The following is an 11,452-nucleotide window of genomic DNA, read 5'->3' as shown; positions in this document are numbered from 1 at the left end:
ACAGCTCACCCACCCGATCCCCGCCGCGTCGCCACTCCCGCCGCCGCAACCACCATTCACGCCACCGCTTCACCAAAAAACCGGTTATGCAAATGTCCCGCTTTCGCTGGGATGACGCACGGTGGCGACGCCGGTGCGGCGGAGACAGCGGTGCGGCGGCGGTGACGCCCTCCCCCACCCACGCCGCCAGCTTGCCCGCCCGCCCGCGCCCGCGTAGGACGCCGGCACCGGCCGTGGCCGGCCCCTCGAGCGCACCCTTCCGGCGCGCCGCCAGCTTCCCGGGACGGTCCTCGATGTTTCGCGCGCTCTACGACTGGACGCTTCGTCTCGCCAACCACCGTCATGCCGTGCGCAGCCTGGCGGTGGTGTCGTTCTGCGAGAGCTCCTTCTTTCCGATCCCGCCCGACGTCGTGCTGGTGCCGGTGGTGCTGCAGCACCGCGAGCGCGCCTATCGCATCGCGGCGATCTGCACGATCGCCTCGGTGCTGGGCGGGGCGCTGGGCTATGCGATCGGCTATTTCCTGTGGGACAGCGTCGGCCAGTGGCTGATCCACCTCTATGGCCTGGAGGACAAGGCCGACGAGTTCCAGGCGTGGTACGCCAAATGGGGCGCGGCGATCATCCTCATCAAGGGGCTGACGCCGATCCCGTTCAAGCTGGTGACGATCGCCAGCGGCCTCGCCAAGTTCAACTTCGCCGCGTTCCTGGCGGCAGCAGCCGTCACCCGCGCGTTCCGCTTCTTCCTCATCGCCTTCCTGCTCAAGCGCTACGGCGCGCCGGTGCAGGCGTTCATCGAGCGGCGGCTCAACCTGATCGGCATCGCGGTGCTGGTCGCGCTTGTCGGCGGATTCCTGGTGCTCGGGCTGCTCTGAGAGGGCTGCCGCAGGGAGCCCGCCTGCGGGGCGAGCCCCCAGCTTTCGCTGGGGTGACGGGATAAGAGTGGGGCTGTCCTGCCAGCGCAGGCTGGCATCTCCCGCCGCACACGCGCCCTCGCCGCCGCTCCCCGGCGCCCGCTCGGCAAGCCCCACCAACCTCCGCTTGCACCCTCCGGGCTTCGTCGCTAGATACCGGACCCAATCCGACAGCGTGGATGGGCCGCACCGGTTCCTTGGAGGAACCGGGCAGCAGACCCTTGCCCCGCTGGCGGTGACGCACAAGACTTCAGGTGAAACAGTGGCGAAGACGTCTCCGATCGAGTTCATCCGCCAGGTGCAGGCCGAGACCAAGAAGGTCACGTGGCCGACCCGGCGCGAAACCGTGATGACGGCGGTGATGGTGGTCATCATGGCATCGCTGCTGGGCGTGTTCTTCTTCGCGGTGGACTCGGCGTTCGACGCGCTCGTGAAGGCACTGCTGAGCCTGGCCGCGTAAAGGGATAACGCATGTCGCGCTGGTACATCATCCACGCCTATTCGGGCTTCGAGAACAAGGTTCGCGACCAGATCCTGGCCGACGCCACCCGCCTCGGGCTCGACCGCCTGGTCGAATCCGTCGAGGTGCCGGTCGAGACCGTGACGGAGGTCCGTCGCGGCAAGAAGGTGCAGTCGGAGCGCAAGTTCTTCCCCGGCTACGTCCTTGCCAAGCTCGACATGAACGACGACGTCTACCACCTGGTGAAGAACACGCCGAAGGTGACGGGCTTCCTGGGTTCGTCGGGCAAGCCGCAGCCGATCAGCGAGGCCGAGGCCGCGCGCATCCTGAACACCAAGCAGGAAGCCGCCGCCGCGCCGAAGCAGAAGATCAAGGTCGATTTCGAGATCGGCGATTCGGTCAAGGTGCTCGACGGCCCGTTCGCCAGCTTCAACGGGCTGGTCGAGGAGCTCGATTTCGACAAGTCGAAGGTCAAGGTATCGGTGTCGATCTTCGGCCGCGCCACCCCGGTCGAGCTGGACTTCGAGCAGGTCGAGCGCTCGAAGTGAGCCGCACGTGATTAGCGGACGCTAATCACGAGACGGCACACTTCCGGCCGGCGGGTCGGCATCGCCGAACCCGACCGACGACGCGGGATTCACTCCCGCGTCGGGCTGCATGAGAGACACGAAAAAGCTGGGGCGATGCTCCGGCTTTTTGTTTTGCGCGATGGTGGCGATTTCTCCCGCCCAGAAACGGATTCTATGCGCCATAAAGTCGGCCATCGAGGTGGCACCGACCTCTCCTTGGAAGCTGCGAAGCGCCTCGGTAGGTATACCCGAGTCAGCGACGATGACGATCCGGAAAGGCGATGATCTGGCCTTCGCCTTGCGATAGAATCGCGCCATCTGTCCTACCGCGCTTCAACGTCACGACCTCGGCTGAATCGCGTTCGAACCAGCGCGGTGGCAGACCGCAAAGCAACTCCACATCTGTTGCCGAGATCGTAAATTCGGTCGCGAGCAAGTCGGCTTTGCTGCGCACTCCATTATCGACGATCAGGTTGAGGCTGTCGCGTAGAGCTCGCGGCTGCTGGATGGGCCAATGCTGATCCAGCGGCTCTCCTTTCGACCAACCCTTCGCCGAGTAGAGCTTATAAAGCTGACGCGACAACTCTTCAGGGATGATGTCGAGATCGGAAAGTCGCTTGATCTGAGCCTTGATCGAAACTCGCCACCTCTCCTTGAGGCTCGCCAGCACTGCAAGCGAGCAGCGCCGAACCTCGTGTGGGTAGCTCGTCGATGGCATGAGAAAGGCACTGCCGAGTCGAAAGGCCTGCCGCTCGATCACGCGTAGATTGGCTTCAAACTCCTCGGCCGGTACCGCACGGTGCAAAACGGCATGAGCTAGCTCGTGAGCAGCGTCCATCTGCCTGCGAGGGAAGGACATCTTGTCGGTCGCGAGCAGCACATGTGGCCGCCCGTCGATGGGCGACCAGCTACAGAGACCATCGAGTTTTGTCGTGTTCATCGGGATGGTCGCAACGACGATGCCGATGCGCTCCATCAGCGCCACCATGTCGCCGCTCGGCCCCTCGCCGAAATTCCAATGCCGCCGCAGATCGAGCGCGATCTGCTCGATGTCCTCGTCGCGCAGCTGGGTATAATCAGCGCCTGCAAGGACATCGGGAATATCGACCTCAGGAAGGTCGACGTAATGGCTGATGATGTAGCTGGCTTCGTGCAGCCACTGCATCTGAGCCGTCTGATACGCCAGGTCCCGAACAAGAGTGCTCGACAGCGAACGCAAGAAAGTCGGGCGATCGCTTTCGTAGGTGTCGCGAAGAAAATACTCCGGACGCACGTGGAGTTCTCCCGCCAAGCGAACGAGCATTGCGGGATCGGGCGTCTGATCGGAACCTTCGTCCTCCCAGCGCGACACGGAGCTGGAGCTCGATTCAATACGCCTTGCCAGCGCAGCGCGGGAAGGGATGCGCCGCGCATGACGGATCTCGGTGAGCCTCGCGGGTATGAAGCCTGGAGTACCAATTCTCATGGTCGGAGTCCTTGCGGCTTCGCACCTTTCCAAGGTGCGAAGCCAAGAAAAATCAGCGTGTATCGGTGCGCTCGACCTATTCGTTCGAGCCGTCCTCGACGTCGCTATCCGGGCGATTCTCCGGAGGCAAGAACAGCTTGCGCGTCTTACGGAGCTTGATTTCGGCAGCCCGGTCGCCGTGACCGTCCGGGCGATCCGGCGCATCGGCCCCATCGCCGTAGCCGCGCAAGAAATCTTCGAGTGATTCGTAGAAGAGGAAATCCTTGTAGTCCGCGCCGATAACACCGACCGCGATCTCCTCGATCATGCCGGCCCTGTTGCGATCTCGAGCGGTCAGGAACAGCACGAAAATATCGTTCGCACGCAAACTCCCAGGGTCATCGAACATGCTTGGCTGAAGGTGCCAGTTCAGTGAGACACCCGCAGCGCGCGACATGTTCTTGGCGGGCATTTTGCGTGGCTCGGGCATCGCCGCGAAGCCGAGAATGACGCCAACTCTCGGGCCCTGAAAGCGAGCAAAGGGCTGATAAACGCGCAAGTCGGTGCCCGGCATGATGCCGTCATCGACAAGATGGCCACCGTGAAGCTGGACCACCTCTTCATAGCCTTGTTCCTGAAGACGGAAGCGGATCTGGCCCTCGACCTCCCGGCTCCGCTTGGCGTTCAGCGGGATGTTCGTCTTGACCACATTGTGCGCATTGAACGCCTCGGCGCGATGGCGGTCTTCAAGGTCGATCCACAGTTCCTTCGGAACGGTGTCGAGGATGGTGCGGCGAATATCCATGGAGCCAAGTTCCCGTTGCCAGTGGCGGATTTTTTCCACAAAACTTTGCGTAATGAAAGGGGCTTTCGTAAGAATCGTGCGCTCACCTGCGCTTTCCATCGAAACAGAACGAAATTTCGATGGCGTGACCGTGTCCCCTATCTGCGGTGCGTCCCAAAATCGGATTATCTCTAAAGCGGCCCCTTCCCGCCGCCGGCACCCCCTACCCCCTCCCATTCCGCCACGCCGCGCGCTCGGCGATCGCCCCGAACCGCCACCCGCCGAACATCGCGAGGTTCGGGTCCGGCACCCGCCGGTTCTCCGGCAGCTTCAGTTCGCTGTCGTCGATCGGCGGCAGGTCCGGCAGCTCCGGCAGGCCCGCCGGCGCCGCCTCGACCGGGGGCGGCAGGTCCGGCAGCGCGGGCTTGCGGCGGGCTTCTGGACGGGCGGAGCGGGTGGGCCTCTGCCCCCAAATCCAACCTTTCAAGCAGTTGAAGGTCCGGGCTGCGCGCACCCTCCGGACGCAACGAGACTCGGGCCGCTTTTGCCGCTAAGGGGCTCGCACCGAGGTCGCGACGGTCGCGACCCAGAACGGATACGATATGGCAGGGTATAAGGCTCCCGATTTCACCGAGCGTGCAGCCGCGGCGAAGGCCGCCAAGCTGGCCGCGCTCGAAAAGCTGCGCAACAAGCCGGTCGCCGATCCGGACGCGATCGCGGCGCGGCAGGCGACCCAGGCCGCGCGCAAGGCCGCCGCGGCCGAGCGCCGCGCCGAACGCGAAGCCGCCGTTCAGGCGGAAAAGGCGGCCAAGGTCGCCGCGGCGGAAGCCGCGCGCGAGGCAGAGGCGGCGAAGGCCCCCAAGCCGCCCAAGAGCGAGGAGGAACTCAAGGCGGCGCGCGACGCCCGTTACGCGGCGCGCAAAGCCCGCAAGCGGTGACCCCGCGCGAGCTGATCGGCGTCGCCGAGGTGCCGGGCGGGCCGCCGCTGCGGCTGGTCCGCCACGGCGGCGACTTCATGATCCTGCTCGAGCGCAACGAACTGATGAGCACCCGGATGCGCGGCTCCGAAGTCGCGCTGGGCACGATGAGCGTCGCGCGGCTGGGCGGGCGCCCGGCGCCGCGGCTGCTGATCGGCGGCTATGGCATGGGCTTCACGCTGCGGGCGGTGCTCGGCGACGTCGGTGCCGACGCGCAGGTGACGGTCGCCGAGCTGGTGCCTGGCATCCTCGACTGGGCGCGTGGGCCGATGGCGGAGCTGGCCGACGGCTGCCTCGACGATCCGCGCGTAACGGTCCGCATGGGCGACGTCGGCGCGGCGATCGGCGAGGCCTCGGCAGGACCGGCGGCCACGCGCTACGACGCGATTCTGCTCGACGTCGACAACGGCCCCGACGGGCTGACGCGGCAGGATAACGACGGGCTCTACACGCCGCAGGGGCTGACGCGGGCCCGCGCGGCGCTGCGGCCGGGCGGCGTGCTGGCGGTGTGGTCGGCCGGACCCGACCCGGCGTTCGCACGGCGGCTGAGCCAAGCCGGCTTCCGCGTCGACGAGGTGCGGGTGCGCGCACGCGAGAACGGCAAGGGGCCGCAGCACGTGATCTGGTTCGCGCAGGCCTGAGTCCGTTCCCCGGCGCAGGCCGGGGTCCAGTTGGGGTAGCCTGTCGAGGGTCGACGCGCCTCTCAGCCGTTCGCCCAGCCGGGCCCTGGCCTGCGCCGGGGAACTGAGGCCGATCGCCATTCAGCGCGGGCGCACAACTTTCCCCCTAATCCGTTCGCCTCGAGTAGCCGTCGAGCTTGTCGAGACGGCGTATCGAGAGGTCGGCGCGCGGTGGCTCTCTCGATACGGGCTCTCGACAAGCTCGATCCCTACTCGAGACGAACGGCAATGGAGGAATGGCGATCGTCCCTCAGCTTGGGAGGTTCCGCCCACCGCATTGCCTTTGCGCCCGGCTTCGGCTATGCGCGCGCCTTCCAACGTTATGCGTGGAAAATTTGCGGGAGGCGTCTGCCCTTCGGGGCGGCCGAACGGACCGCTAAACTTGAAACGGGCGCGGCTTCGGCCCTGCCCCGCTACAGAGTGAGAATCATGGCAAAGAAGATCACCGGCTATATCAAGCTGCAGGTCGCAGCTGGTGCCGCCAACCCGTCGCCGCCGATCGGCCCGGCGCTGGGTCAGCGCGGCGTGAACATCATGGAATTCTGCAAGGCGTTCAACGCGCAGACCGGCGACCAGGAGAAGGGCACCCCCCTCCCCACCGTCATCACCGTCTACGCCGACCGCTCCTTCTCGTTCGAGACCAAGACGCCGCCGGCGACCTATCTCATCAAGAAGGCCGCCAACCTGAAGTCGGGCTCGAAGGAGCCGGGCAAGGTGTCCGCGGGCAAGATCAAGCGTTCGCAACTGGCCGATATCGCCACCGCGAAGATGAAGGACCTGAACGCCAACGACATCGAGGCAGCGACCAAGATCATCGAAGGCTCGGCCCGCGCGATGGGCCTCGAAGTGGTGGAGGGCTGATCCCATGACCAAGCTGAGCAAGAAGCAGAAGAGCTGGTCGGTCGACGCCGAGAAGCTGCACGCCGTCGATGAGGCGATCGCGCTGGTGAAGTCCAACGCCACCGCCAAGTTCGACGAGACCATCGAGGTCGCGCTGAACCTGGGCGTCGATCCGCGCCACGCCGACCAGATGGTCCGCGGCGTCGTGACGCTGCCCAAGGGCACCGGCAAGACCGTGCGCGTGGGCGTGTTCGCCCGCGGCGCCAAGGCCGAGGAAGCGACCGCGGCGGGTGCCGACGTGGTCGGCGCCGAGGACCTGATGGAAGCCGTGCAGAACGGCAAGATCGACTTCGACCGCTGCATCGCGACCCCGGACATGATGGGCCTGGTCGGCCGCCTCGGCAAGGTGCTGGGTCCCAAGGGCCTGATGCCGAACCCGAAGCTCGGCACGGTGACGATGAACGTCGCCGCCGCCGTCGAAGCCGCCAAGGGCGGTCAGGTCGAGTATCGCGTCGAGAAGGCCGGCATCATCCATTCCGGCATCGGCAAGGCGAGCTTCTCGGCCGAGGACCTGCGCGAGAACTTCGACGCGCTGGTCGACGCGGTGGTCAAGGCCAAGCCGTCGGGCGCCAAGGGCAAGTACCTCAAGAAGGTCGCGCTGTCGTCGTCGATGGGCCCGGGCGTGAAGGTGGACGTGGCCGAAGTCGCCACTGCCTGATCCCCTTCGGGACCAAGCCAAACGAAAAGGGCCGGGAGCGATCCCGGCCCTTTTTGTATGGGCGGCGTTGGTATACGGTGTCGATATCGGCCGACGGGATACTCCGGCCTGGCGCGATACCGGCGCGAAAACGCTGCCGAGCGGAGCCGGTGACCGACTACGCGCCGGCTCCTCCTACCCCGCCGAGGCCACCTGCACGCCCTCGTTGCCGTAGACCTCCGGCATCCAGTCGCGGGTGACGACGACCACGTCGCCCATCTTCGCCTGGCCGTAGATCAGCGCGGCGAATTCGTCGGGGACGCCGATGCAGCCGTGGGTGGCGTAGCGGCCGTCGACGTCCTCGCCCGATCCGTGGATGGCGACGCCGTCCCAGGTCAGCCGCAGCATGTACGGCATCGGCGCGTCGTAGAGGTTGGAGACGTGGTCACGATCCTTCTGCAGGATCGGGAAGCGGCCGGTCGGCGTCGGCAGATGGTCGGCGCCGTAGATGATCAGCGTACGGCCGATCTCGACGCCGCCGCGATAGACGTAGAGCCGCTCGCGGCGCAGATCGACGACGATCGCGAGCTTGCCCGGCGGCACGCCGTCGGCTGCCCAGAGATACTCGCCGGGGCGAAGCGTGCCGCTGGTCTCCATCACGCTCACCACCGCCGGCGCGGCGGCCGGTGCCGCGATCGCCGGGGCGGCGGCAACCGCAGCCGCCAGCAGCGCCGGCCCGACGAACAACCGAGATGAAATTCGCATCGAACACCCCTCCCCGCACCGGCCCCATGCCTGCGACAGTCGCGTGTTAACGCTTTCTTTACCCTGTTCGGTTCCGCAGATGCAGCCGCTACGGACGCGTCGCCGCGGCGAGTCCTGTTTCTTTCCGGGACGGAGGCGCTTTCGCTTGCGCGACCGCGTGCTTCTGCTATGGGCGCGCACTTGATCCGGACTCGCGTCCGGTTCGCCGTCCGAGACAGCAGGTGCCGGCTTCCGGCTTAATGTCCTGCCTAGACGGGGAAGGTGATTCTATTCCCGGCTCTCTGCTTCGGCAGCGCCGGGTCCGCCATCGGGTTGCTCCGCTGGCACCAGAGCCCATGCCCCTCGGACACGTCGCCCCCGGTGGTTCGCCACCGGGACCTGTACCGGGCCGCGCCTCGTGCACGGCCCATTTGTGAGGAGAACGGCATGGATCGCGCTCAAAAGAGTGAGCTGGTATCCGAGCTGAACCGCACCTTCAGCGAGGTCGGCGTGGTGGTCATCACCCGCAACCTCGGGATGTCCGTCGCCCAGTCGACGACGCTCCGTACGAAGATGCGCGAAGCCGGCGCCAGCTACAAGGTCGCGAAGAACCGCCTTGCCAAGATCGCAGCGGAAGGCACCGATTATGCGGTGATCGCCGACCTGCTGACCGGGCCGACCGCGCTTGCGACGTCTGCCGACCCCGTGGCCGCGGCCCGGGTCGTCAACGACTTCGCCAAGACCACGGACAAGCTCGAGATCGTCGGCGGTGCGATGGGCGGCCAGCTTCTCGACGCGGAAGGCATCAAGGCTCTGGCCGCGCTGCCGTCGCTCGACGAGCTGCGTGCGAAGATCGTGGGGCTCGTCGTGGCACCCGCGACCAAGCTCGCGACCATCACCCAGGCACCCGCGGCGCAGGTCGCCCGCGTGCTTGCGGCGCATGCGGAGAAGGAACAGGAGGCCGCCTGATCGGCGCCCCTGCCCGGACCAACAACCCGAACCATTTGATTTTGGAGATTACACATGGCTGACCTGAACGCGATCGTCGACCAGCTGAGCGAACTGACCGTCCTCGAGGCTGCTGAGCTGTCGAAGCTGCTCGAAGAGAAGTGGGGCGTTTCGGCCGCTGCTGCGGTTGCGGCTGCTCCGGCTGCCGGCGGCGCTGCTGGCGGCGCTGCTGCCGTCGAAGAGAAGACCGAGTTCGACGTGATCCTCACCGGCGACGGTGGCAAGAAGATCAACGTCATCAAGGAAGTCCGCGCGATCACCGGCCTGGGCCTGACCGAAGCGAAGGCTCTCGTCGAGGGCGCGCCGAAGCCGGTCAAGGAAGGCGTGTCGAAGGACGAAGCCGACAAGATCAAGGCGCAGATCGAAGGCGCCGGCGGCACCGTCGAAGTCAAGTAAGCGACGTCCGGCTTCGGCCGGACGGCTCTTGCCGACCAGAAGAGGGGCGGTCCTGCGGGGCCGCCCCTTTTTTCGTGTCTGCGGGCGACGGCGGCGGATGGGATGCGCAACGGCCCGTTCCCCGCTCGTCATCGTGACGGGGGGCGGGATGCATTCACCGCTTCGGGCAGGAAGCGCGAGCGGAGCCTGTCTGGATGCTGACCTCCGTCAGCATGACGGAAGGGGCGGGGGACCAGGGGTTGGGGAACGCGAGGCCGCGGAATGCCCCGACCTTAAGGCCCGCGGGACGGGCAGCCGTTCCTGCCCCGTCATCCTGACGAAAGTCAGGATCCATTGCCGCTACGGCCAAGAGGCGCGAGCCTAGCGCATCTGGATGCTGACTTCCGTCAGCATGACGAAGACGGGGGACGGTGGCCGCCGCCCTCCCCGCCCTTTCAGAAGCGCCCGGTCAATCGCGGCGGACCGCGCCGTGGAGGCGGGCTTCGAGGCGCTCGACCAGGCGGTCGCCGCGGTCGAGGAAGACGGGGCCGAGCTTGTCGCTGCCCTGGATCTGGCGACCGACGACGAAGGCGACGCGGGTGCGCGCCTCCTGGCCATCCGCCCAGCGGTAGCGCGCGTCGATCGCCATTACCGGCACGAAGAAGCGTCGGTCGCCGGCACTGAGCACCGCCACGTTTTCGAGCGGCAGCGACACCGTCGCCTCCAGCTTGCGCGCCTCGTGCGGCTCGAGCGGAAACGGCTGGAGCTGGGCGTGCTGCGGCACCTCGGCGAAGAACCGCTCGATGCCGGCATCCTGCTCGGGACTGGCGCTGAACATGCCGGCGGCGAAACGCAGTTCGGCGACGCCGATGTCGGTCGGATTGGCGGCACCCAGTTCGAAGCGCACCACCGCCTTGCCGTCCTGGGTCCCCATCGCGAAGGGCAGGAAGGAGAAGTCGAGCGGCGGACGATCTTCCGTCGGGGTCGCGACGATCGGCGGGGTCGCGGCGGTCGGCGCGGCGGCAGGCGCCGGCCGGGTGAGGAAGCTCGGGCCGGTCGCCTCCGGGGCCGGCTCGGCCGCCGGGACGGGCGCCGGCGTAGCGAGGGGTCGGGTCAGGAAGCTCGGCTGGGCGGAGGGCTCCGGCGCGACCGGCACCGCGACTGGCGCGAGAGGCTCGGGTGCCGCCACCGGGGCGACGGACTCGGGCGCCACGTCGATCGGCGCCTCGACCGGCTCGGCCGCAGGACGGCGGCGCCAGAACAGCAGCGCCCCGAGCGCCGTGATGGCGAGCGCGGCGAGCACCACCCACAGCAGCGATCCGCGCGACTCGCTCTCGACCGGTTCGACCGGCGGCGTCTCGGGCGAAGTCTCGACCGGCTCGACGACGGGCTCGGGGGTCGGTTCGGGCGTGGCCTCGACCACCGGTGCGGGTTCCGGCGCCACGGCCTCGGGGGTGGGCGTCGGCGTGGGTGCCGGCGCGGCCGGCGTTACGGGCGTGGGGGTCGGGCGCGGGCGTGGAGTGGCGGCCGGGCTCGGGGTGGCGGTGGGGCGCGGACGCGGGGTGCGGCTGGGCGTCGGCGCGGGCTGCGGAACGACGGGCGGCTCGACCTCGGCGGGCGGGATGCTGTTGCCCGGGGGCAGCGTCCACGGCAGCGGAGTGGGCGACACGTCCTGCGCCGCCGCGGCGAGCGGCGCGAGGAGGACGACGGAGGCGGCGGCGGCGCGAATGATCATGCCTCCGGCCAACGCCGATAAGGGGCGCTGCCGCCAGCACCTTCCGGGTGACGCCGCGACGGGTCGTGCAGGAGGTGCGGCGGGACGCGCTGGCTGCCCTCTTCGTCGGCCGTCATCCCAGCGCACGCGGGACCTTTGCATAAAGCTGGGGATGTAATTCTCTTCGCTGGGTATCGGAGAGATGAGATGCGCAAGCAGACGAGGCCGGCGTCCTTTGCGGACCTGTTG

The 11,452-nt window shown here is 67.4% G+C and carries 15 protein-coding genes; 9 read left to right on the top strand and 6 right to left on the bottom strand.

Annotated features, from left to right (window positions below; all coding sequences use genetic code 11):
• Window positions 1-293: 293 nt before the first annotated feature.
• The 3 genes from ACBY01_RS16735 to nusG all read left to right on the top strand — a co-directional run bounded on the left by ACBY01_RS16735 (window position 294) and on the right by nusG (window position 1,919).
• On the top strand, window positions 294-872 hold the full coding sequence (locus ACBY01_RS16735) for a YqaA family protein (RefSeq protein WP_416462121.1): 579 nt from the start codon (window positions 294-296) through the stop codon (window positions 870-872).
• A gap of 301 nt (window positions 873-1,173) precedes the next feature.
• Window positions 1,174-1,371 carry a preprotein translocase subunit SecE gene (gene secE / locus ACBY01_RS16730; protein ID WP_416462120.1) on the top strand — a complete coding sequence of 66 codons (198 nt, stop codon included), beginning with the start codon at window positions 1,174-1,176 and terminating at the stop codon, window positions 1,369-1,371.
• An 11-nt stretch (window positions 1,372-1,382) separates the two neighbouring features.
• The gene (gene nusG / locus ACBY01_RS16725) at window positions 1,383-1,919 is read left to right on the top strand and encodes a transcription termination/antitermination protein NusG (protein WP_125960777.1); all 537 of its coding nucleotides are present in this window, start codon (window positions 1,383-1,385) and stop codon (window positions 1,917-1,919) included.
• Between the two features lie 21 nt (window positions 1,920-1,940).
• Here the strand turns inward: nusG and ACBY01_RS16720 are convergent, their stop codons facing one another.
• From ACBY01_RS16720 to ACBY01_RS16705, 4 genes are all read right to left on the bottom strand, one after another.
• Window positions 1,941-2,135 carry a hypothetical protein gene (locus ACBY01_RS16720; protein WP_416462119.1) on the bottom strand — a complete coding sequence of 65 codons (195 nt, stop codon included), beginning with the start codon at window positions 2,133-2,135 and terminating at the stop codon, window positions 1,941-1,943.
• 58 nt (window positions 2,136-2,193) lie between these two features.
• Window positions 2,194-3,405 carry an ImmA/IrrE family metallo-endopeptidase gene (locus ACBY01_RS16715; RefSeq protein ID WP_416462118.1) on the bottom strand — a complete coding sequence of 404 codons (1,212 nt, stop codon included), beginning with the start codon at window positions 3,403-3,405 and terminating at the stop codon, window positions 2,194-2,196.
• 76 nt (window positions 3,406-3,481) lie between these two features.
• Window positions 3,482-4,288, bottom strand: coding sequence for a hypothetical protein (locus ACBY01_RS16710; RefSeq protein ID WP_416462116.1), 807 nt, complete (start codon window positions 4,286-4,288; stop codon window positions 3,482-3,484).
• Between the two features lie 103 nt (window positions 4,289-4,391).
• Window positions 4,392-4,655, bottom strand: coding sequence for a hypothetical protein (locus ACBY01_RS16705; RefSeq protein ID WP_416462115.1), 264 nt, complete (start codon window positions 4,653-4,655; stop codon window positions 4,392-4,394).
• Between the two features lie 115 nt (window positions 4,656-4,770).
• Here ACBY01_RS16705 and ACBY01_RS16700 point away from each other — a divergent pair, with 115 nt between their 5' ends.
• The 4 genes from ACBY01_RS16700 to rplA all read left to right on the top strand — a co-directional run bounded on the left by ACBY01_RS16700 (window position 4,771) and on the right by rplA (window position 7,383).
• The gene (locus ACBY01_RS16700) at window positions 4,771-5,106 is read left to right on the top strand and encodes a DUF6481 family protein (RefSeq protein ID WP_416462114.1); all 336 of its coding nucleotides are present in this window, start codon (window positions 4,771-4,773) and stop codon (window positions 5,104-5,106) included.
• Complete coding sequence (locus ACBY01_RS16695; RefSeq protein WP_416462113.1) at window positions 5,103-5,786, top strand: spermidine synthase; 684 nt, start codon at window positions 5,103-5,105, stop codon at window positions 5,784-5,786. The genes ACBY01_RS16700 and ACBY01_RS16695 overlap by 4 nt, the downstream gene beginning before the upstream one ends.
• 468 nt (window positions 5,787-6,254) lie before the next feature.
• Window positions 6,255-6,686 carry a 50S ribosomal protein L11 gene (rplK, locus tag ACBY01_RS16690; RefSeq protein WP_416462124.1) on the top strand — a complete coding sequence of 144 codons (432 nt, stop codon included), beginning with the start codon at window positions 6,255-6,257 and terminating at the stop codon, window positions 6,684-6,686.
• 4 nt (window positions 6,687-6,690) lie between these two features.
• Window positions 6,691-7,383 (top strand): 50S ribosomal protein L1, encoded by a 693-nt coding sequence (gene rplA, locus ACBY01_RS16685; RefSeq protein ID WP_416462112.1) that lies wholly within the window; start codon window positions 6,691-6,693, stop codon window positions 7,381-7,383.
• 174 nt (window positions 7,384-7,557) lie between these two features.
• On the opposite strand, the gene ACBY01_RS16680 is transcribed toward rplA, so the two are convergent.
• Entirely contained in the window at window positions 7,558-8,127 is a 570-nt protein-coding gene (locus tag ACBY01_RS16680; RefSeq protein ID WP_416462111.1) for a L,D-transpeptidase family protein, read from the bottom strand.
• Between the two features lie 426 nt (window positions 8,128-8,553).
• On the opposite strand from ACBY01_RS16680, the gene rplJ reads away from it, so the two are divergent.
• Both rplJ and rplL read left to right on the top strand, forming a co-directional pair.
• Entirely contained in the window at window positions 8,554-9,075 is a 522-nt protein-coding gene (gene rplJ, locus ACBY01_RS16675; protein WP_416462123.1) for a 50S ribosomal protein L10, read from the top strand.
• 54 nt (window positions 9,076-9,129) lie between these two features.
• Entirely contained in the window at window positions 9,130-9,510 is a 381-nt protein-coding gene (gene rplL / locus ACBY01_RS16670) for a 50S ribosomal protein L7/L12 (RefSeq protein WP_416462110.1), read from the top strand.
• A gap of 448 nt (window positions 9,511-9,958) precedes the next feature.
• Here rplL and ACBY01_RS16665 read toward each other — a convergent pair whose 3' ends face one another.
• On the bottom strand, window positions 9,959-11,224 hold the full coding sequence (locus ACBY01_RS16665; RefSeq protein ID WP_416462109.1) for a hypothetical protein: 1,266 nt from the start codon (window positions 11,222-11,224) through the stop codon (window positions 9,959-9,961).
• Between the last annotated feature and the right edge of the window lie 228 nt (window positions 11,225-11,452).

The sequence above is a fragment of the Sphingomonas mangrovi genome (assembly GCF_047975845.1).
Lineage (GTDB): Bacteria > Pseudomonadota > Alphaproteobacteria > Sphingomonadales > Sphingomonadaceae > Sphingomonas.
Note: the sequence above shows the minus strand (reverse complement) of the source record. Positions and strands in the feature narration are given on the sequence as shown.

Bases quoted from the DNA above. Each gene is read 5' to 3' on its own strand.
- ACBY01_RS16720 (WP_416462119.1), bottom strand. From the start codon at position 2,135: ATGGCCGACTTTATGGCGCATAGAATCCGTTTCTGGGCGGGAGAAATC.
- ACBY01_RS16665 (WP_416462109.1), bottom strand. From the start codon at position 11,224: ATGATCATTCGCGCCGCCGCCGCCTCCGTCGTCCTCCTCGCGCCGCTC.
- rplA (WP_416462112.1), top strand. From the start codon at position 6,691: ATGACCAAGCTGAGCAAGAAGCAGAAGAGCTGGTCGGTCGACGCCGAG.
- rplK (WP_416462124.1), top strand. From the start codon at position 6,255: ATGGCAAAGAAGATCACCGGCTATATCAAGCTGCAGGTCGCAGCTGGT.
- ACBY01_RS16735 (WP_416462121.1), top strand. From the start codon at position 294: ATGTTTCGCGCGCTCTACGACTGGACGCTTCGTCTCGCCAACCACCGT.
- rplJ (WP_416462123.1), top strand. From the start codon at position 8,554: ATGGATCGCGCTCAAAAGAGTGAGCTGGTATCCGAGCTGAACCGCACC.
- rplL (WP_416462110.1), top strand. From the start codon at position 9,130: ATGGCTGACCTGAACGCGATCGTCGACCAGCTGAGCGAACTGACCGTC.
- nusG (WP_125960777.1), top strand. From the start codon at position 1,383: ATGTCGCGCTGGTACATCATCCACGCCTATTCGGGCTTCGAGAACAAG.
- ACBY01_RS16680 (WP_416462111.1), bottom strand. From the start codon at position 8,127: ATGCGAATTTCATCTCGGTTGTTCGTCGGGCCGGCGCTGCTGGCGGCT.
- ACBY01_RS16710 (WP_416462116.1), bottom strand. From the start codon at position 4,288: ATGGAAAGCGCAGGTGAGCGCACGATTCTTACGAAAGCCCCTTTCATT.
- ACBY01_RS16700 (WP_416462114.1), top strand. From the start codon at position 4,771: ATGGCAGGGTATAAGGCTCCCGATTTCACCGAGCGTGCAGCCGCGGCG.
- ACBY01_RS16715 (WP_416462118.1), bottom strand. From the start codon at position 3,405: ATGAGAATTGGTACTCCAGGCTTCATACCCGCGAGGCTCACCGAGATC.